Origin of the sequence: Kitasatospora kazusensis (genome assembly GCF_039529945.1) — a bacterium.
Lineage (GTDB): Bacteria > Actinomycetota > Actinomycetes > Streptomycetales > Streptomycetaceae > Kitasatospora > Kitasatospora kazusensis.
The window spans coordinates 1-20,802 of sequence record NZ_BAAANT010000056.1 but is presented as its reverse complement, the minus strand read 5'-3'; the positions used below and the strand labels follow the sequence as shown (position 1 = coordinate 20,802).

The 20,802-nt window shown below is 72.5% G+C and carries 14 protein-coding genes; 9 read left to right on the top strand and 5 right to left on the bottom strand.

Annotated elements, in window-relative coordinates:
* The first annotated feature begins 241 nt into the window (after positions 1-241).
* The 8 genes from ABD330_RS29155 (at position 242) to ABD330_RS29120 (ending at position 13,501) form a co-directional block, all read left to right on the top strand.
* Complete coding sequence (locus ABD330_RS29155) at positions 242-2,158, top strand: galactose oxidase early set domain-containing protein (protein WP_344469128.1); 1,917 nt, start codon at positions 242-244, stop codon at positions 2,156-2,158.
* A 178-nt stretch (positions 2,159-2,336) separates the two neighbouring features.
* Positions 2,337-5,255 carry a hypothetical protein gene (locus ABD330_RS29150; protein WP_344469126.1) on the top strand — a complete coding sequence of 973 codons (2,919 nt, stop codon included), beginning with the start codon at positions 2,337-2,339 and terminating at the stop codon, positions 5,253-5,255.
* Positions 5,256-5,286: 31 nt separating this feature from the next.
* Positions 5,287-6,225 (top strand): pseudouridine synthase, encoded by a 939-nt coding sequence (locus tag ABD330_RS29145; protein ID WP_344469124.1) that lies wholly within the window; start codon positions 5,287-5,289, stop codon positions 6,223-6,225.
* 110 nt (positions 6,226-6,335) lie between these two features.
* Positions 6,336-9,125 carry a penicillin acylase family protein gene (locus ABD330_RS29140; RefSeq protein ID WP_344469122.1) on the top strand — a complete coding sequence of 930 codons (2,790 nt, stop codon included), beginning with the start codon at positions 6,336-6,338 and terminating at the stop codon, positions 9,123-9,125.
* Positions 9,126-9,317: 192 nt separating this feature from the next.
* On the top strand, positions 9,318-10,421 hold the full coding sequence (locus ABD330_RS29135) for a sugar ABC transporter substrate-binding protein (RefSeq protein ID WP_344469120.1): 1,104 nt from the start codon (positions 9,318-9,320) through the stop codon (positions 10,419-10,421).
* Between the two features lie 51 nt (positions 10,422-10,472).
* Positions 10,473-11,252: an ATP-binding cassette domain-containing protein gene (locus tag ABD330_RS29130; protein ID WP_344469118.1), complete on the top strand. Its 780-nt coding sequence runs from the start codon at positions 10,473-10,475 to the stop codon at positions 11,250-11,252.
* A 59-nt stretch (positions 11,253-11,311) separates the two neighbouring features.
* Entirely contained in the window at positions 11,312-12,580 is a 1,269-nt protein-coding gene (locus tag ABD330_RS29125) for a sugar ABC transporter permease (RefSeq protein WP_344469149.1), read from the top strand.
* Positions 12,581-12,718: 138 nt separating this feature from the next.
* Entirely contained in the window at positions 12,719-13,501 is a 783-nt protein-coding gene (locus tag ABD330_RS29120; protein WP_344469116.1) for an SGNH/GDSL hydrolase family protein, read from the top strand.
* A 43-nt stretch (positions 13,502-13,544) separates the two neighbouring features.
* Here the strand turns inward: ABD330_RS29120 and ABD330_RS29115 are convergent, their stop codons facing one another.
* From ABD330_RS29115 to ABD330_RS29105, 3 genes are all read right to left on the bottom strand, one after another.
* The gene (locus ABD330_RS29115; protein WP_344469114.1) at positions 13,545-14,846 is read right to left on the bottom strand and encodes an FAD-dependent monooxygenase; all 1,302 of its coding nucleotides are present in this window, start codon (positions 14,844-14,846) and stop codon (positions 13,545-13,547) included.
* A gap of 283 nt (positions 14,847-15,129) precedes the next feature.
* Positions 15,130-16,704 carry an alkaline phosphatase family protein gene (locus ABD330_RS29110; protein WP_344469112.1) on the bottom strand — a complete coding sequence of 525 codons (1,575 nt, stop codon included), beginning with the start codon at positions 16,702-16,704 and terminating at the stop codon, positions 15,130-15,132.
* Between the two features lie 281 nt (positions 16,705-16,985).
* Entirely contained in the window at positions 16,986-17,510 is a 525-nt protein-coding gene (locus tag ABD330_RS29105; RefSeq protein WP_344469110.1) for a gamma carbonic anhydrase family protein, read from the bottom strand.
* A gap of 251 nt (positions 17,511-17,761) precedes the next feature.
* Between ABD330_RS29105 and ABD330_RS29100 the strand changes: the two genes are divergently transcribed.
* Complete coding sequence (locus ABD330_RS29100) at positions 17,762-19,255, top strand: M1 family metallopeptidase (RefSeq protein WP_344469108.1); 1,494 nt, start codon at positions 17,762-17,764, stop codon at positions 19,253-19,255.
* Positions 19,256-19,279: 24 nt separating this feature from the next.
* Here the strand turns inward: ABD330_RS29100 and ABD330_RS29095 are convergent, their stop codons facing one another.
* Together ABD330_RS29095 and ABD330_RS29090 are read right to left on the bottom strand one after the other, a co-directional pair.
* Complete coding sequence (locus ABD330_RS29095) at positions 19,280-20,191, bottom strand: hypothetical protein (RefSeq protein WP_344469105.1); 912 nt, start codon at positions 20,189-20,191, stop codon at positions 19,280-19,282.
* 186 nt (positions 20,192-20,377) lie between these two features.
* A partial coding sequence (locus ABD330_RS29090; RefSeq protein WP_344469103.1) for a LysM peptidoglycan-binding domain-containing protein occupies positions 20,378-20,802 on the bottom strand: 425 nt, incomplete at its 5' end.

Genomic DNA, 20,802 nt, shown 5'->3' with positions numbered 1-20,802 from the left:
ACCCGTCCGCCCGGCCTGTCGTGACAGCAACTCCCGCCCACTGTGAGACTGATCGACGTCCGCCGGTGCCCGAGGCAGTGCACCCCTCCGGGACCGCCGCACCCCTGGGCCGCCCGCTCCGCCTCGGCAGGCCGTCACTGTCCGTAGCCGGACGGGCGGCCACCGCGCGGACCCCGACCGTCGGACCGAGCCGGCCACGGTCCCCCCGCCGCACCCTCACCCGCTGTGCCGAAGGAGCCCCATGCCCCGCACCACCCCGCCCCGACGCGCCAGGCTGTCAGCCGTCCTCTCGGCCTGCGCACTGGTCTCCGCCGTGGCGACCACGACCGTACTGGCCACCCCGCTGCACGCAGCCCCGCGCACCGCCGGCGCCACCGCCGACGGCTTCACCGCCGAGCAGCTGAAGGCCGAGGTGCGCCCCGCCGAGCTGGCCGCCCTCGGCCAGGACGAGGCCGAGTACCTCGCCTGGTCCCGGCTGGAGGCGAACGCCGCCCGGCAGGAGAAGCGGGCCGTCTCGGCGCCGTACCCGCAGTCGGTACGCACCGCCCGGCTCAAGCTGCTGACCGATACCCAGGCCTCGCTGAACAAGTCCTTCGACCCCAAGGTCTTCGGCAGGTTCACCGACTACTTCCCCTCCCCCGACTACGGCGTCCACATCGCGATGCTGCCGACCGGCAAGGTGCTGGTCTTCTCCTTCGAGCCGGTCACCGAGGACCCGACCCAGGAGCCCGCGCCGACCCAGACCATCGGCAAGGACAACCGGGGCCGCGCCTACATCTGGGACCCGGCCAAGGGCAACGGCCGCGACGCGTTCAAGTCCGTCCCGCCGCCGGACGTCGTCCTCGACGACGGCACCGGCGTGTCCCGGCCCGCGCCGTTCTTCTGCGCGGGGCACTCCTTCCTGCCCAACGGCATGCTCGGCGTGTTCGGCGGCAACTTCGGCGGGGGCGGTGGCACCGGCGCCAAGCTGTCGCTGGTCTTCGACCCGTGGAACGAGACCTGGACCCGCAACTCCGACATGTCGGTCGGCCGTTGGTACCCCTCGGTGGTGACCGGCGAGGACGGCCGGCAGCTGATCATGTCCGGGCAGTCCGAGTACGGGTGGGGCTGGCCGACCCCGGTGGTGGAGCGCTTCCCCGCCAAGTCCCACAGCGTGCCGAAGGACCCGGCGAAGGTACCGGTCTCACCGGTGGACAAGTTCGGCGTCGAGGCGCCCTTCACCACCGACTACCCGCAGCTGTTCTCGCTCAACGACGGCAAGATCTACGCCTTCGGCCGCACCGCGACCGAGCAGTGGAAGTTCGACCCCAAGGCCGAGACCCGGACCGACCTGCCGGCCCGCCCGGACGCCGTACAGCGCAACTACGGCTCGGCCGTGGCCCTGCCGGGCGGCTTCAACGGGCCCGACTCGATGCTGCTGCTCGGCGGCAACCGGGACAACCCGAACACCTACCAGTTCTCCGGCAACCAGTGGAGCATGCTCAAGCCCCGGGCCTTCGGCCGGACCCAGGACGACACCCTGATCCTCCCGGACGGCAAGCTCTTCACCGTCAACGGCGCCTTCGACATCCGTGACTACGGCAACGGCGCACTCAACCCCAACGGTGACCTGAAATACCGTCAGACCGAGGCCCGCGACGCCGACGGCAACTGGCAGCTCGGCCCCGTCCAGCGCCTGGCCCGCGGCTACCACTCCAACGCGGTGATCCTGCCCGACGGCCGGATCATGGTCACCGGCGACGAGTTGCAGCAGATCGCCAACAACCCGGACATCAAGTCGGGCATGAACGGGAGCATCGAGATCTTCGAACCCCCGTACCTGCAGACCGGCAGCCGCCCCACCCTCGACTCGGCGCCCACCGGCCCGCTGCGCTACAACACGGCCTTCACCGTCAACACGTCCACCCCCGGCAGGGTCACCCGTGCCGTCCTGCTGTCCCCGATCACCTCGACGCACTCCGTGGACACCAGCCAGCGACACGTCGAACTACAGATCACCGGGCGCAGCGGCGGCCAACTGACCCTCCAGACACCGCCGCTGGCCGCGGCGGCGCCGCCCGGGTACTACATGCTCTTCCTGCTCGACGCGGCCGGGGTACCGAGCGTCGCCAAGTGGGTGAAGCTGGAGACCAAGGACACCGGCGGCCAGCTCGGCTGAGCAGTAGTCGGCGAAGGACAGGGGCGCGGGGCTCAGCTCGCGCCCCTGTCCTTCGCCGACGTCCGACCGATGCAGCTCCCGTGGAGCCGAACCGTGTTCACCGCACCGGCCCCGGGTTTACACTCGCGACCTGATCGGGTGGGTGCATGCGGTGCGGGGGACTTCTCGGGGGGCTGCGGTGGCACAGGGAGCAGTGCGTGGTGGGACGGCGTTCGGCGGCATGCCGACGACGGCCGAGTACGAGGTCGACGCGCTATTCAAGGATCTGGTGGACCAGTTCAGTCAGGCCCGGCTGCCGATGCCGGTCGTGGTGCTGCACGCCGAGGAGGCCGATACCGGACTCGACCAGGCGGTGGCCGACCTGGTGACCGCCGTCCAGGAGGCGCAGGAGGGCGGCGGGCTACCCCACCGGCTGGTGGCCGGGCCGGCGGGCGGCGACCCGCACCGGAACGCCATCGGCATCCTGGACGGGCTCTCGAAGGGGGCGTGGGCCAAGCGGGGCCCGTCCTGGTACCGGCACTACGCCTTCCCGCGCTCCCGCCTGGTGGCCGCGATCGAGGGCGCCGCCCAGCACGTACTGACCACGCCGGACGCCGGCGCCGACCGGACGCTCGACGACCAGGTGGAAGCCGTACTGACCCGGCTGCGCGATCTGCACTGGCGGCCCCAGCAGGGCACCGCCCGGAGCGACTGGGCGCAGACGCTGTCGCCGCTGCTCAACTCCGGCACCCTGATCGGCGCGTTCGTGCTGGCCGGGCTGACCACCCTGCTGACTCAGGCGCACTGGGAGGTCGTCGCCGGTGTGGTGCCGGCCTCCTTCCTGCTGCTGATGGTGACCGGCTGGGTCCGGCGGAACACGGCTCCACTGTCCTGGCTCGGGCAGGCCAGCCACTGGTTCGCCACCACCACCTTCCTCGCCGCCTCCGGCCGGCAGGCCGCCGCCTGGTCGATCTGGCGGCCCCGGCGCTCCTGGGACGTCACCCAGGCCCGGGCCCGGGAGGTGGCCGGCGAGATCATCAAGGCCCAGCTGGCCGGCACGCCCTCCGAGGAACGGGACCGCTCCCAGCAGTTCCACCTGCAACTGCGCACGCTGGCCCTGCTGGAGGACCTGCGCTCGGCACACCGCGCCTGGGCGCCCGACCTGCGCGGCCGAAAGCGCCGGATACCGCCGGTGGTCTTCATGCCGAAGGCGGGCACGGTCAACGGCGGGCTGAAGGTGCTCAGCGCGATCAGCGACGTCCGCAGCCGCCGCAGCGAGCAGGACCCGCTGCTGGTGCTCGCCGGGGTCGCCCAGGCGGATGTCCCGGCCTGGCTGGAGGCGGAGAGTCCGGGGCCGGAGCCCGTCCACCCGGCCGGGCCGCGCCGGGGCGGCCCGTACGAGAACTGGGTGAGCAACCTCCGGGTGCGGCAGGCCCCGAGCCGTGGCCGGGCGCTGGCCTGGACCCTGCCCGTCCGGCTCACCAGGCTCCAGCTGAACGCCGGGAACACCACCGGCCTCACCGCCGTGGCGGTCCGGCGGACGGCGTGGTTCCTCTGGTCGCGCTGGACGCTGCTGGCCGTGCTGGTGCTCGCGGCCTGCGCGGGTCTGCTGCGCAGCGAGCAGCTCTCCCACCAGTACTGCGAGGGGCGGCTGCTCGGCTCGAACCACGACGCGGTCTGGCGGGTGGACCAGGGCGGCACCCGGGAGTGCATCGGCCTGGCGACCGGTGGCGTGTCCTTCGCCACCGGCCACGACATCCGGCTGAACGGTCTGAAGCCCGGGCAGGGCGGCGACGACCAGGCCGGGGCCGCCCTCTCCCTGGGCACCCTGGAGACGGACATCCGACAGGAGAACGACCGCGTCGCCGCGCTGCCCGACGTCCGCTACATCACCATCGTCTACGCCGGTTCGTTCACCACCGCCACCGGGCAGGAGTCGCGGGCGCTGAACAGCCTGAAGGAGCTGGCCGGCGTCCACCTCGCCCAGCTGCGCAACAACGCGGGCGACCCGCTGAAGATCAAGATCCTGGTGGCCAACGGCGGCCAGGACCTGTACTTCCAGACCGAGATGGTCGACCGGATCGTCGGCGCGGCGAGCCGGGACCGCTCGATCGTCGGAGTCGTCGGGCTCGGCCGCGACGCCACCGACAGCGACCAGGCCGTCGGCCTGCTGCAACAGGCCGGGCTGGCGGTCGTCGACACCGAGAACTCCAGCACCACCCTGGCCCAGCGGCACGTCAACTACTTCGGACTGAGCGCCACCGACCAGGAGGAGGCTGCGGCCCTCCGCAAGATCGTGGACGGCCTGCCCCAGCCCGCCGCCCGCTTGGCCGCCGTACTGACCCGGCGGCCGAACAACGACCACGACCAGTACAGCTCCGAACAGGCCAAGTACGGTGCCGCGATGCTGAGGGGCGCGGGGTTCCAGCTGGCCGGGGGCGGGCCGCTGGAGTACGGCCTCACCGACAGCGGCGACCCGGACTACCAGGACGCGCTGCGGAAGGCCTGCCTGCCCGATCTGTCCGTGATCTACCTCGCGGGGCGGTCCGACGACGTGAACCAGCTGATGAAGCTGCTGAGTTCGGAGCCGGGCTGCGGTCAGAAGCTCACCGTCCTGACCGGCGACGATCTGACGAAGGCCCAGTTCGGCACCGGCCGCACCACGATAGCTCCGCAGGCCACGCTCTACTACATCGCCCTCACCGTCCCGGCGGTCACCGCCAGCCCCGACCTGGCGGCGACCGCCGCCTCGGAGCTGCGGATCACCCCGGCGCCCAACACGAACCCGTACGAGGACGACGTCTTCTCCGACGGCGCGCTCGCCCTGGCCTACGACGCGACGGCCGCGCTGCACGAGGGCGCATCCAGGGCCGGCACCTCGCAGCACGGCAGCCTGGCCGCCGTGCTGGCCGGGCTGCGGGCGGTGGACCTGACGAACCGGGCCACCGGCACGATCGACTTCCGGGAGACCCAGCCACTGACCACCGGCACCGAGCCCGGCCACGGCATCAACATCATCCGGGTGAAGCCGGGCCCGGCCGGCAAGCCCCCGCAGATCGACCTGGTCTGCCACCGCGCGGCCGGGGACACCCGCGACCTGCAGGGCTGCCGCCCCTGAGCACCTCCCGCACTCGACTACGCTGGCCGCAATGAGACGCAGACCCGTGGTGCCGCCCGCCCCCCTGCCCCAGCGCCACGGCGTCGACCCCGTACGGCTGCGGCTGCCCGCCGAGGGCGGTTGGGCGACGCTGCGCGACCACCTGGTCGAGCGGCTGCCGGTGCCGTCCGCCGTGGTCGACGCGATGCTGGCCGAGCGGGCCGTGTTCGGGGCGGACGGGCCGTTGGAGCCGGACGCGCCGTTCACGCCGGGCGGGTACGTCTGGTTCCACCGCGAGCTGCCGGACGAGGTCCGGGTGCCGTTCCCGCTCACCGTGGTGCACCGCGACGATCGGATCCTGGTCGTCGACAAGCCGCACTTCCTCGCGATGACCCCCCGGGGCCGGCACGTCGCCGAGACCGCGCTCGCCCGGCTGCGGCACGAGCTGGGCCTGCCGCAGCTCAGCCCGGCGCACCGGCTCGACCGGCTCACCGCGGGGCTGGCGATGTTCGTGCTGCGGCCGGAGCTGCGCGGCGCGTACCAGTCGCTGTTCCAGGAGCGCCTGGTCCGCAAGGAGTACGAGGCGCTCGCGCCGTACCGGGCCGGGCTCGTATTGCCCTGCACGGTGCGCAGCCGGATCGTCAAGGAGCGCGGCGAGCTGGCCGCGCGGGAGGTCGGGGGCGAGCCCAACAGCGAGAGCCGGGTGGAGCTGGTGGAGCGTCGGGGGCCGGTCGCCCGCTACCGGCTGACGCCGCTGACCGGGCGCACCCACCAGCTCCGGCTGCACATGAGCAGTCTGGGCGTCCCGATCCTGGCCGACCCGCTGTACCCGCTGGTGCTGCCGGACCCGGCGCCGGACGACTTCTCCCGTCCGCTGCAACTGCTGGCCAGGAGGCTCGATTTCACCGACCCGGTGACGGGCGTGGCGCAGCGCTTCCGCAGCGCGCTCGACCTGTCGGGCTGGGGCCTGGACGGGGCCGGTCCCGGCTGACCCGCCGCCGCGGAGCGGGGCCGGGACAAAGAATGGCATGCACGCCACTAGCCAACCGGCCAGTAACCGCCCTAGCGTCAACTCCCCGTAGCCTCAACGGAGGAGCTGGCATGCACCGACGCATCCACGCACTCAGGCTCCAGGCCGCCGCACTCGCGGCGGCCCTCCTCGCCACCACCGCCCTCGCGGCCCTGCCGGCCTCCGCCACCGGCCGGGCCGCCGCCAACGACTACTGCGGCGGCCACTGCGCCGACATCCTGCCGCCCGGCGAGAACGGCAACGCCACTCTCGCCGACATCCTCGGCAACAAGGTCTTCGGCACCCGCCCGGCGCACACCGACGACCAGCTCGGACCGTACGCCGGACTGGCCTCCGCCTACCCGTCCCTGACGGATGGTCAGATCACCGGTTTCTTCAACGACTCCTCCTTCGGGGTGCCCGCCGACCAGGTGGCGAGCACCAGCTCGCCACGCCCCGACGTCACGATCGTCCGGGACAAGGCGACCGGCGTCCCGCACATCACCGGCACCACCCGCTACGGCACCGAGTACGGCGCGGGCTACGCGGCCGCACAGGACCGGCTCTGGGTGATGGACCTGTTCCGGCACGTCGGCCGCGGCGAGCTCTCCGGCTTCGCCGGCGGCGCCGCCGCCAACCGGCAGCTGGAGCAGAGCTTCTGGCAGGCGGCCCCGTACACCGAGGCCGAGCTGCAGTCCCAGATCGACGCGATCTCGAACGAGGGCCCCCGGGCCAGACAGGCGCTGACCGACGCCCAGGCGTACCTGGACGGGATCAACCAGTACATCACCCAGTCGTACAACGGCCGCTACTTCCCCGGCGAGTACGACCTCACCGGCCAGATCAACGCGATCACCAACGCCGGCGGGATCGCCCCCTTCAAGCTCACCGACCTGGTGGCGCTGGCCTCCGTGGTCGGCGCGCTGTTCGGCTCCGGCGGCGGCGGCGAACTCGCCTCCGCCCAGGTCAAGTCGGCGGCCGAGGCACGGTACGGCACCGCCGCCGGCGACGCGGTCTGGAAGTCGCTGCGCGAGGCCGAGGACCCGGAGGCCGTACAGACCCTGCACGACGGCCAGCAGTTCCCGTACGCGCAGGTGCCGGACGACCCGCAGGGCGCCGCGATGCCGGACCCGGGCTCGGTGGTCCCCGAGCAGCTGATCTACGACGCCACCGGCTCCGCCAAGCAGGCCACCAGCAAGGCGCCCGGCGTGTTCCCCGGCAACCTGCTCACCGCCAAGCACGGCATGTCCAACGCGCTGGTGGTCTCCGGCAGTCACACCGACGACGGGCATCCCGTCGCCGTCTTCGGCCCGCAGACGGGGTACTTCGCCCCGCAGCTGCTGATGCTGGAGGAGCTCCAGGGCCCGGGCATCAGCGCCCGCGGCGCGGCCTTCGCCGGTCTGAGCTTCTACGTCCAGCTGGGCCGCGGCCAGGACTACGCCTGGAGCGCGACCTCCGCCGGGCAGGACATCACCGACACCTACGCCGTCCCGCTCTGCACCACGGACGGCTCACCCGTCACCCTCGCCGCCGAGTCCTACCTCTGGCACGGCCAGTGCACTCCGCTGGAGCGGCTGGCCCGGCAGGACTCCTGGAGCCCCACCACCGCCGACTCCACCCCGGCGGGCTCCTACACGCTGGTGATGTACCGCTCGAACTACGGGCTGGTGACGGCCCGCGGCACGGTCGGCGGGAAGCCCGTCGCGTTCACCTCGCTGCGCTCCACCTACCGCCACGAGGCCGACTCGATCATCGGCTTCCAGATGCTCAACGACCCGGGCGCGGTGCACGACCCGGCGAGCTTCCAGCAGGCCGCACAGAACATCAACTACACCTTCAACTGGTTCTACGCCGACTCCTCGCACACCGCGTACTACAACTCCGGCAGCAACCCCGTCCGCGCCCCCGGCGTCGACCCGGGGCTCCCGGTACAGGCCGCGGCCGCGTACGAGTGGCAGGGGTTCGACCCCGCCACCAACACCGCGCAGTACACACCGCCCGCCCAGCACCCGCAGTCCGTCGACCAGGACTACTACGTCTCCTGGAACAACAAGCAGGCCACCGACTACGCGACCACCGGCTTCGGCATGGGCTCCGTCCACCGGGCCAACCTGCTCGACGACCGGGTGAAGGCCCTGCTCGCAAACGGCGGCAAGGTCACCCGCACCTCGCTCGTCCAGGCGATGGAGAGCGCCGCGCTCACCGACCTGCGGGCCGAGGACGTCCTGCCGGAGCTGCTGCGGGTGATCCGCAGTGCACCGGTGACCGACCCCGCGCTCGCGACCGCCGTCCAGAAGCTGGAGAACTGGCGGGCCGACGGCGACCAGCGCAAGGAGACCTCGCCCGGCAGCCACACCTACGCGGACGCGGACGCCATCCGGCTGCTGGACGCCTGGTGGCCGCTGCTCGCCGACGGGGTCTTCCACCCGGGCCTCGGCGACCCGCTCTACACCGCCCTCACCGGGGCGCTGCAGATCAACGAGTCGCCGTCCGGCGGCCAGACCGGCGCGACCAGCGGCAGCACCAGCGCCAACGAGTCGATCCCGCACAAGGGTTCGGCCTTCCAGTACGGCTGGTGGAGCTACCTCAACAAGGACCTGCGGTCCGTCCTCGGCGACCAGGTGGCCGGCCCGCTCGCCCAGCCGTTCTGCGGCGGCGGCAGCCTGGCGGCCTGCCGGACGACGCTGCTCGGCACCCTCACCAGCGCACTCGCCCAGACCCCGGCCCAGGTCTACCCGGGCGACAGCGACTGCGCGGCCGGTGACCAGTGGTGCGCCGACACCATCATCCAGCGCCCGCTCGGCGGGGTGACCGACGCCAAGATCAGCTGGCAGAACCGCCCGACCTACCAGCAGGTCGTGCAGTTCCAGTCGCACCGCTGACCCAGTACGGCCGCAGCACCGCCGGGCAGCCCGCCCGGCCGGGCCCGAGGACGACCCCCTCCGTCCTCGGGCCTTCGGCGTTGCGCCATCCGGGTCGTACCCGTGCCCGTTCGGCGCATGTCAGATCGCGTCGGCCGCCGGTTGTTCCCAGACTCGGACTCGAAGGCCGGCCCGAGTCCGAGAGGCAATCTTGTGAACATCCGTCTGAGTCGCGTCATCGTCACGACCGCCGCAGTCTCCCTCAGCCTCGCTCTGGCATCCTGCGGCAGCGCCAAGCAGTCCACCGGCTCCTCGTCCTCCTCGGGCAGCGCGGGCGGGACCGTCAAGATCGGCCTGCTGCTCCCGGAGACCAAGACCACCCGGTACGAGCAGTTCGACCGCCCGCTGATCGAGGCGCAGATCAAGGCGCTCGCGCCCAACGCCCAGATCGACTACTACAACGCCAACCAGGACGCCACCACCCAGCAGACCCAGGTGGACACCGCCCTCACCAAGGGCGACAAGGTGCTCATCCTGGACGCGGTGGACGCCAAGGCCATCCAGTCCTCGGTCCAGAAGGCGCACGACGCGGGCGTCAAGGTGGTCGCCTACGACCGGCTGGCCCAGGGGCCGGTCGACAGCTACGTCTCGTTCGACAACAACAAGGTCGGCCAGCTCCAGGGCCAGGCGCTGGTCTCCGCGGTCGGCGCCAAGGCGTCCACCGGGAAGATCATCATGATCAACGGTTCGCCGACCGACCCGAACGCCGCCCAGTTCAAGGCGGGCGCGCACAGCGCCATCGACGGGAAGCTGACCATCGGCAAGGAGTACGACACCCCGAACTGGGACCCGAACAACGCCAACCAGGAGGCCGCCGCCGCGATCACCGCCCTCGGCGCCCCGAACGTGGTCGGCGTCTACTCCGCCAACGACGGTATGGCCGCCGGTATCGCGACCGCCCTCAAGGCCGCCAACCTCAGCGTCCCGCTGACCGGTCAGGACGCCCAACTCGACGGTGTGCAGCGGATCCTGGCCGGCACCCAGACGATGTCGATCTACAAGCCCTACAAGCCGGAGGCCGACGCGGCCGGCTCGATGGCGGTCGCCTTCGCCCAGGGCAAGGCGCCGGAGCCCTCGGTGACCCCGACCACCGCCACCAGCGGCAGCGGACAGACCGTGCCGTCCGACCTGATCACCCCGATCGTGCTCACCAAGGACAACGTCAAGACCACCGTGGTCGCCGACGGCCTCTACACCGTCGCGCAGATCTGCACGCCCGACTTCGCCGCCGCCTGCACCGCGGCCGGACTCTCCTGAGCAGGTCAGGGGGACGGCAGAACCGCTAGCGGGCAAGGGAGTTGGTGTTCCATGTTGGGTGAACCCGTACTGGCGTTGCGCGGGGTGTCCAAGCGGTTCGGCGCCGTCCAGGCGCTCACCGACATCGAACTGGAGGTCCACCAGGGCGAGGTGGTCGCCCTGGTGGGCGACAACGGCGCCGGGAAGTCGACCCTGGTCAAGGCGATCGCCGGGGTCAACCAGCCGGACGAGGGCGTCATCGAGTGGGAGGGCCGGGCGGTCACCATCCACCGCCCGCAGGACGCCCAGCAGTTGGGCGTGGCCACGGTCTACCAGGACCTCGCGCTCTGCGACAACCTCGACGTGGTCGGCAACCTCTTCCTCGGCCGCGAGATCAAGCGGTTCGGCGTGCTCAACGAGGTCGAGATGGAGAAGCGGTCCCGGACGCTGCTCAACACCCTCTCCATCCGGATCCCCAGCGTGCGGATCCCGATCGCCTCGCTCTCCGGCGGCCAGCGCCAGACGGTGGCCATCGCCCGGTCGCTGATCGGCTCGCCGAAGGTGGTGATCCTGGACGAGCCCACCGCCGCACTCGGCGTCGAGCAGACCGCCCAGGTGCTCGACCTGGTGGAGCGGCTGCGCGACCAGGGCCTCGGAGTGATCCTGATCAGCCACAACATGGCCGACGTGATGGCTGTGGCGGACCGGATCGCCATCCTGCGGCTGGGCCGCAACAACGGCGTCTTCGACCGGCGGAGCACCACGCAAGAAGAGATCATCTCGGCCATCACCGGCGCCACGGACAACGCCGTGACCCGCCGCAAGGCCCGTGGTACGGAGGGCACCCAGTGACGGACGACGGCAGCACACCCCGACCGGGCGACCACGACCGGCACCTCCCCGAGGACTTCATGTCCACGGACGGCGTCAACGCCGCCGTCCCGGTGGCGGCCCAGGCGACCCCGGCCGTCGACCCCCGGCTGATCGTCCGCCAGGAGGGCGTGGCCGGATACTTCAAGGAGTTCCGCCGCCGGCTCGGCAGCGGCGAGCTGGGCTCGCTGCCGGTGGTACTGGCCCTGATCGTGATCTGGGCCGTGTTCGGCAGTCTGAACAGCAGTTTCCTGTCGGCGCAGAACCTGTCGAACCTGTCGCAGCAGATCGTCGGCACCGGCATGATCGCCATCGGCGTGGTCTTCGTACTGCTGCTCGGCGAGATCGACCTCTCGGTCGGCTCGGTCAGCGGACTCTGCGGGGCGATCTACGCGGTCCTGGAGGTCACCCACGGGGTGAACCAGTGGGTCGCCCTGCTGGGCGCGCTGGCCGGCGGCGCGGTCGTCGGCCTGATCCAGGGCCTGTTCTTCGCCAAGGTCGGCGTCCCCGCCTTCGTCGTGACGCTGGCGGGCAACCTGGCCTGGAACGGCCTGATGCTGCAGATCCTCGGCGCCAACGGCACGGTCAACCTCTCCGGGCACGACATCGTCTCCCGGCTCTACAGCACCATCTACGGGCAGACCGCCGCCGCCTACGGGCTGGCGCTGGCCTGCGTCCTGCTCTTCCTCGCCGCCGCCGTCCAGGAGGCCCGGCGGCGGCAGCGGGCCGGGGTCCCGTACCGGCCGATGAGCGACATCGCCATGCGCACCGGCGTGCTCGCGGTGATCGCCTTCCTCACCGCGTACACCCTCAACCAGTACAAGGGGCTGCCGCTGGCCCTGCTGATCTTCCTGATCTTCATCGTGGTGCTGGACTTCGTGCTCCGGCGGACCAGCTACGGCCGGCAGATCTTCGCCCTCGGCGGCAACATCGAGGGCGCCCGCCGGGCCGGTATCAACATCTCCTGGATCCGGATCTCGGTCTTCATGATCGCGTCCACCATGGCGGCCGTCGGCGGCCTCTTCCTGGCGGCGCAGATCCAGTCGGCCAGCCAGACCTCCGGCGGCGGCAACCTGCTGATGAACTGCATCGCGGCGGCCGTCATCGGCGGCACCAGCCTCTTCGGCGGACGCGGCAAGACCTGGTCGGCGCTGCTCGGCGCACTGGTGATCGGCTCGATCCAGTCCGGCATGAACATCGAGGGCCTCAGCAACGCGATCCAGTTCATGGTCACCGGCGCCGTCCTGCTGGCCGCCGTCGTCATCGACTCGCTCTCCCGCCGGACCCAGAAGGCCGCGGGACGCGCGTAACGGCTCCGCCGAGGCGGCCCAGGGGTGCACCCGCGCCCCTGGGCCGCCGTCCGCCCGGCGGTTCGTGGCCAACATCACCCTGCGCACTCGGTCACCTACGGTGGCGTAGGTCACTTCAGAAGGTGAACTATTTCCGTCATGGCTCACCCACCGGAGACTTCTGCCCCACGTTCCTACGCCGCCCTCGGCGACAGCTTCACCGAGGGCCTCAACGACCCCGGCCGGAACGGCCGCTACGCGGGCTGGGCCGACCGCCTGGCAGGCCTGCTGGCCGCGCAGCATCCCGACGGCGACTTCCGGTACGCCAACCTCGCCGTCCGGGGGCGCCTGCTCGACCAGATCGTCGCCGAGCAGATCCCCCAGGTCCGGGAGATCCGGCCCGACCTGGTGACGTTCTGCGCGGGCGGCAACGACATCCTGCGGCCCGGCAGCGACCCGGACGAGGTCGCGGAGCGCTTCGAGGCCGGTGTGCTGCAACTGCGCGAGCACACCGGGACGGTACTGGTCGCCACCGGGTTCGACACCCGCGGCGTGCCGGTGCTCGGCCTGCTCCGGGGCAAGATCGCCACCTACAACGGGCACCTGCGGGCGATCGCCGACCGGAACGGCTGCGCGGTGGCGGACCTCTGGTCGCTGCGCGCCGTGCACGACCGCCGCGCCTGGAGCGACGACCGGCTGCACCTCTCCCCCGAGGGCCACCAGCGGGTCGCCCTGCTGGCCGCCCGCGCGCTCGGCCTCACCGTCGACGAGGACCCGGACGCCCCCTGGCCCGCCCGGCCCGCCCCCACCCCGGCCGACGTCCGGCGCGAGAACCTCCAATGGGCCCGCAGCCACCTGCTCCCCTGGGTCGGCCGCCGCCTGCGCGGCGAGTCCTCCGGCGACCACATGGCCGCCAAGCGCCCGGACCTGCTGCCGCTCTGACCCCGGCGGCCTCAGGTGTGCGCGCCGCCGCACGGCGGCGCCGTCACCGCCGGCTCCGGACGGGCAGCCGGCCGAGCGGGGCCTCGCACTCCGGTACAGCGGCCACCGCCGCGCAGGGCCGGTCCGCCCGGAGGTCGGCCGGGTCGACCGGGTGGCGGAAGTTGACCACCCGGTCGAGCAGCCGGTACTTGAGCGGCAGTGCGTTCAGGACCCGCAGGCGCGCCCGGCGCAGCCGCACCCGCCCCGGGCCGTACTGCGCGAGCGCCTCCTCCTGGAGCTGCTGGTAACGGGCGACGGCCTGCTTGTGCAGGCGCCTGGAGAAGACGAAGTCGCGGAACAGCCTCTCCGGCAGCGGGCCGCCGCCCGCCGCCAGCCCACGGGCGATCACCGGGGCGAGCAGGACGGTGTCCTGGATCGCCAGGTTGACGCCCTGTCCGAGGACCGGGGTGCTGGTGTGCGAGGCGTCGCCGATCAGGATCAGGCCGTCCCGGGACCACTCCCGGGCGTCGGCGGTGAAGACCTCCAGGACGGCGGTGTCGTCCCAGGTCCGCGGGTGCGTGCCGAGCAGCGGCGCGAGCCGGGGGTCGACGGCGGCGACACCCGCCCTGAACGCCTCCGGTCCGGCGCCGCGCACCGCCCCCAGGGCGTGCCTGGGAACGGTGTGGCCGACCCGCAGCAGGTCCGGGAAGGCCGGCAGGACGAACACGTGCCGTCCCCGGTTGAGCACGAGCTGCGCGTCGCTGCCCCAGCCCGCCGGGCGGGGCAGCTCGAAGGAGAGCAGGTCCCGTTCCACCGGGTGCACGTCGGTGGCCAGCCCGGCCTCCTGGCGGACCTTGGAGAACCGGCCGTCCGCGCCGACCACCAGCCGGGCGCGGACCTCGACCCGCTCGCCGTCCTCGCGCCGCAGGATCCCGCCACGGATCACGCCGCCCTGTTCGACCAGCCCGGTCAGGGTGGTCGACAGGGCGCGGTGGTAGCCCGGCAGTTGCCCGGCCTCCTCGTGGAGGATCCCGGTCAGCGCGGGCTGCGGGATGTCGATCGGCAGCACCCCGACCGCGAACCTGCCGTAGTCGACGTGGAAGACCCGCCGGCCCTCCATCCGCACCGAGATCCCGGTGGTCTCCAGGAAGCCGTGCCGCCGGAGGGCGGGCGCGAAGCCGAGGTCGCGCAGCAGGGCCACCGAGGCGGCGGCGATCGTCTCGCTCCGGACGTCGCGTTCGAGGGTGGACTGCTTCTCCACCACCAGGACGTCGATGCCGCGGCGGGCCAGCAGGACGGCCAGCAGGGTCCCGGCCGGGCCGCCGCCGACGATCAGCACGTCGGTGCTGCTCGGGATGGTCGTCACGTCTTCCCCCTTCCGTCCTCGGCCCGAACCCGCAACGGGCAGGTCGCTCACGGCCGTTCAGGCCCCGGAGCGTTGAACAGGATGCCGGGAGAATCGCCGGACCGGCTAAAGGCCCGGCTGTGCCCGGCCGGCGGGTACCGGGGAACGGCGCCGCCCCGCCGGAGGGATCCGGCGGGGCGGCGTACGGGGCCGACGGTGGTGCGCAGCGGGCGGGGCCCCGCCGGTGGTGCCCGGCCGGTGGTGCCGACGGGTCACGGGTACCGGCGGGGCTCCCGGTCGGCGGCTACTGCCAGGCGTCGTTGACCGTGGCCGCGTAACGGTCGTTGTTGGTCAGCGGGTTGAGGCCGAGCGCGCCGTCGACGGTGCGCAGCAGACCGTACTGGTCGGTGCGCTGGCCCGACCGGTAGCCGGGCTTCACGCTGTTCTGCGAGCCGAGCAGCAGGGTCGGCACCTGGTTGGGGTAGCCCGGGCCGTAGGCCTTGGTGGCCCCCTCGTCCCAGGTGACGATCAGCAGTGAGCGCTGGGTCGTCCAGGCCGGGGAGTTGAGGATGGTGGGCAGGGTCTGCTTGAGCCAGTTGTCACCGGCGGTGATCCCGCAGGCCTCCATGTCGTTGCAGTCGTCGGCGGCGAACCAGGCGAAGTTCGGCGTGGTCGCGGCGGACTGCAGGTCGGTGGTCATCCGGCTGAGCGGCTGCATGTGCGCCTGGCAGTAGGCGGCATTGGTCTTCATGTCCTGGAAGTAGTAGAACGGCGCGTCGTCGGGCGCGTAGTAACCGTGGCTCGTGGTGTCGCAGTTGCCGTTCGCGCCGTCGAGGTACTCCTTCCAGGTCTTGCCCGCCTGGTCCACCGAGTCGCCCAGGTGCGGGGCCTTGATGGTGGTGGTCGAGACGCTGTTGCCGGTCAGGCCGTAGAGGCCGCCGCCCGCCAGTGCGACGTAGTTGGGGTCGCTCGGGTGGGTGGTGGCGAACGACTTGGTCAGCGAAGTCGCCTGCGGGAGGAGGCTGTTGATGTACGGGGCCTGCGAGGTGTTGCCGATGACATTCTCGTAGTTCTCGTTCTCCATGTAGACCAGGAAGACGTGGTCGTATCCGGGGACCGAGGAGGCCGGGGCGGTCAGCACCGGGGTCGGCAGCGCGGTCGTCAGGGTGAGCGAGAGGTTGTCGGCGTAGCCGTCGGTGGTGCTGCCGGCCGTCCAGGTGAAGGCCAGGTCCACCTTGACCGACCGGGTGCCGGCCGGCAGGTTGCCGGTGGCGCTGCGCTGCAGCAGCTCGGTGGTCAGGCCGCGGTCGGTGCTGGTCACCGGGGCGATCTGGGCCGTGGCCAGGGTGGCGCCGGTGGCGCCCAGGAAGGTCGCGTTCAGGCCCACCCGGTCGTTCTGCGCGGCGTAGCCGCCCAGCCAGCCGGAGAGGTTGTACCCGACCGTGCCGGTGTCGATCGAGCTCGCCGCCGAGGAGACGTCAATGCTCTGCGAGAGGCCGGAGTTACCGGTGGCGCCGCCCGCGAAGAACGCGGTGCCGCGGCCCGTCGGACCGGGGGTGCCGGTGCCGGGGTAGCCGCCGGCGGCGCCGTAGCAGACCAGGTTCGGCATGCCGCTGGTGATCGTCCAGCCCGGGACGGTCATGCCGTCCAGGCCGTTGGGCGAGCAGATCGCGACGGATTCGGCGCCCGGGTCGACCAGCAGGTTGCCGCTGGTGGTGGAGCCGGCCGGGGCGGCGGTCCGGCCGGAGGCGCCGCCCGCGGCTTGGGCGGCCCGGGCGGCCGGGGTCCCGGCGAGGGCGCTGAACAGGGCGATCAGACAGGCGAGGACCGCCGTCAGGGCGGCGGCGCGGGTGCGCCCGGGGGAGCTGTGCAGGGGCATGGTGGAGCCTCTCGACACATGGGAGGGGGAGGGGCATGGCGGGATGGTGCGAAGGTGGGCCGCTGACATGATGGGGAGAGAAGTTGTCTGGCCAACAGCTGCGAAGCGGCCAAAGTGTGACGAGCAGAAGGACCTTGGGCGTGAAGATGGCTGGACAAGCCGCCCCGTCCGGAGCACCCGGTTCCCACTTCGGCCGGGCCGCACCCCGCGTCCCGTACCTGCCTCCGTCGGCGAGCCGCACCGGCCCCCGCCGGGGACACGGCCCCGGGAGGGGCGGCAGGTCAGCCGTCGAGCTCCGCGTGGGCCCGGGCGAGCATCAGGTACCCCTCGCCGTTGGCCTTGATGCCCGCGCGCTCCTCCTCCGTCAGCTCCCGCCGGACCTTGCCCGGCACGCCGGCCACCAGCGAGCCGGGCGGCACCTGCATGCCCTGCGGCACCACCGCACCGGCGGCGACGAGCGAACCGGTGCCCACCCGGGCGCCGTTCAGCACCACCGCGCCCATGCCGACCAGGACGTCGTCCTCGATCACACAGCCGTGCAGCACCGCGTTGTGGCCCACCGTCACCCGCTCCCCCACCACCAACGGGAAGCCCGGGTCGCTGTGCAGCGTGCAGTTGTCCTGGATGTTGCTGCCCGGGCCCACCGCGATGGTCTCCGCGTCGCCGCGCAGCACGGCGCCGTACCAGACGCTCGCCCGCTCGGCCAGCCGTACCGATCCGACCACCACCGCGTTCGGGGCGACGAACGCCGTCGGGTGGACGTCGGGCACCCGGCCCGCGACTGCGGCGATGAACGGCTCTGCCATGGCTCTCCTGCCTCCGTGCTCCGCGCCCGGCCGGTCGCACCCACCGGGCCTGCCTGCCGGACCTACCTGCCGGTAGGACATCACACTCCCCCGCGCTCCGGCCAGGGCCGCCACCGCCTCGCCCTCCTTACATGGCCTCAGATTTCCTAGCATGAACATTTCATAACGCCCGGCGTGAAGCCTCCCCCGGCGGGACAGGCATCCGACGTACCGTCAACTGACCCCGTTCCCCACCGCACCGGAGGACCCCCGTGCGCACAAGGTTGACCGCCGCCGCTGCCGCCACCGCAGCACTGCTGCTGCTCGCGAACCCCGCCTCGGCCGCAGCGCCGACCCCGACCCCGGGTGCGCCCGGCGCCGGCGACCCGTACTACCCGACCTACGGCAACGGCGGTTACCACGTCTCGCACTACGACCTCCGGTTGAAGTACCAGCCCGCCACCGACCGGCTCGACGGCACCGCGACCATCCTGGCCACCGCCACCCAGGACCTCTCCCGCTTCGACCTCGACTTCGCCCTCGACGTCAGCGAGGTCCTGGTCAACGGGCACCCGGCGGCCTTCACCAGCACCGGCGTGCAGGAACTGCAGATCACCCCAGCCACACCGCTCGCCAAGGGCGCGCAGGCCACGGTGGTCGTCCGGTACTCCGGGACGCCGTCCAAGGTGGTCCGCTACGGCTTCACCGCCTGGCTGCGCACGCCCGACGGCGCGGTCGCCGCCGACGAGCCGGAGTCCGCCTGGTGGTGGTTCCCGAGCAACGACCACCCCTCCGACAAGGCCACCTTCGACATCTCCGTCCTGGTGCCGGACGGCACCCAGGCGATCAGCAACGGCGTCCTCGTCTCGCAGAGCTCGCAGCTCGGCTGGACCAGGTACAACTGGCGGGAGAACAAGCCGCAGGCGACGTACCTGGCCACCCTGGCGGTCGGCAAGTTCGACATCTCCACCGGGACCACCGCCACCGGCCTGCCGGTGGTCAACGCCTACAGCAAGGACCTCGGCGACAACGCGGACGCCGCCCGCGCCAGCGTGGAGCGCACCGGCGAGCTCGTCGACTGGCTGAGCGGCATCTTCGGCCCGTACCCGTTCAGTTCGGTCGGCGGGTACGTCCCGAACGTGCCCACCGGCTACGCACTGGAGACCCAGACCCGGGTCTTCTACAGCCCGAAGATCTTCGCCAAGGGCTCCAACACCTCGGTGGTCGTGCACGAGCTCGCCCACCAGTGGTACGGCGACAGCGTCTCGCTCGAACGCTGGAGCGACATCTGGCTGAACGAGGGCTTCGCCAGCTACGCCCAGTGGCTCTGGTCCGAGCACGAGGGCGAGGGCACCGCGCAGGAACTCGCCGACTACGTCTACGCCTCGCACCCGGCCACCGACCCGTTCTGGACGGTCAAGCCCGGTGATCCGGGCGCGGACAACCAGTTCGACGCGGCGGTCTACGACCGGGGCGCGCTCGCCATCCAGGCGCTGCGCGACACCGTCGGCGACGCGAAGTTCTTCCAGATCCTCAAGGCCTGGCCCACCGAGTACCGCTACGGCAACGCGACCATCGCCCAGTTCCAGGCCCTGGCGGAGCGGATCTCCGGCAAGAAGCTCGGCCCGCTCTTCCAGACCTGGCTGTTCACGCCGTCCAAGCCCGCCGCCGGGGCGGCCGGCCCCCGCACCGCAGCGCGGGCACCACTGCACGAGCCCCGCTCCTGGCAGCAGATCCAGGCCGTCGCCGAGAGCCACCGCCGGTAGGGACCGGGTGATCACCCGGACGGCTCAGCCGCCGGGTTCGTGCCCCGCCACCGGCCCGGGTCCTGGCGGGGCCGCTGCCGCCCAGTAGTCCGGGTCGGCCGGCGGGCGGCCGCGCAGGTCCGACCGGATCTGCGCGGCCAGCTTGCGGGTGTCGCGGCGGTTGACCACCGCCCCCGCCCCGGCGCCGACCAGCATCGGCGTCAGGGACGGGACGCGGCGCAGTGTGCTGCGGGTCAGCCGCTGCCGGACCTTGTGCCGCACCTCCGCTCCCACCACCACGGCCGCCAGACCGGCCGGACCGACCAGCGCCGCCCGGTCGATCCCCCGGCGGTCCGCCCAGGAGGCGACGTACGCGGCGGCGCGCTGCGCGCGGGTGCCCACGGCGGGCTGCCCGTACACCTCGTGCAGCTCGGCGATCAGCTTGATCTCGACGGCGGCCACCGCCAGCGTCTCCGCCGCGATCTCCAGCGGCATCGCGGGCGGAACCGGCATCATCGCCGCCGCACCGACGCTCGCCCCGACCGCGCCGGAGGCCCGGCAGGCGCCGAGCGCCAGCCGGAAGGCGAGCTCCTCGGGCCCGGCCGCGTCCGGGTGCTGGGCGCGGAGCGTGGCGAGGTCGCGGACCGGGATCCGCGGCGCCGCGTCCAGCAGCCGGTCCGCGAGGGCCCGGCCGCCGTACCCGGCCCCCTTCGCGGCGGCCAGCCCGCCCCGGGCCAGCAGTCCGGCCAGCGCGGACACCAGCGCCCCGGCCCGCCGTCCGCCGTGCGCGCGGTACCAGGCCAGCCGGTCGACGGGTGTCAGCCCGGGCGGCCGGTGCTCCATTTCGACGGAGAGCCCGGCCAGCGCCTCGACCGCCTCGACCGCCTCGTCGGCCCCGGCTCCCGCAGCCGGGGGCAGCTCGGGGTCGTGCCGTCTGCGCCCGCGGAGAAGTCCCATGGACTGCGCCTACCCGGCACGGCAGCCCGCACTCCTCGCCCGCCCGGTCATTCACCCCGTTGCCGTGACGGCGCGTTCCGCAGTCCGGCGTCGGCGTCGGCACACGCAGAAGATCCGGCCGTTCCGTGCGGGGAGCACGGACCGGCCGGATCTCTGGGCGACCCCGGAGGGTCAGGGTCGGCTGCCTCAGACGCTGAGGACCTGGCCCGGGAAGATCACGTCGGCGTTGCCGCCGATGACCTGGGCGTTGTTGCTGTACAGGGTGTGGAGGTCGACGCCCTTGGCGGCCGCGATGGCGCTCAGGGTGTCGCCGCTCTTGACGGTGTAGCTGCCACCGGTGCTCGGCTTGGCGGCGGCCTTGGCCTCGGACTTGTGGGCCGGGGTGTTGCCGTGGCCCTTGGCGGCCGGGGTGTCGGCCTTCGGCGCGGCGTTCCTGTGCGCCTCGCTCTTCGGCGCGGCGGCGGCCTTCGGCGCCTTGGCGACCGGCGCGGAGGACGAGGAGCTCGACGAGTTGGACGAGTTCGACGAGGAGGTGTCGACCTGGGCGGCGGCGCCGCCCTGGCTCAGACCCGCCTTGACGGAGCAGACCGGCCAGGCGCCGGGGCCCTGCG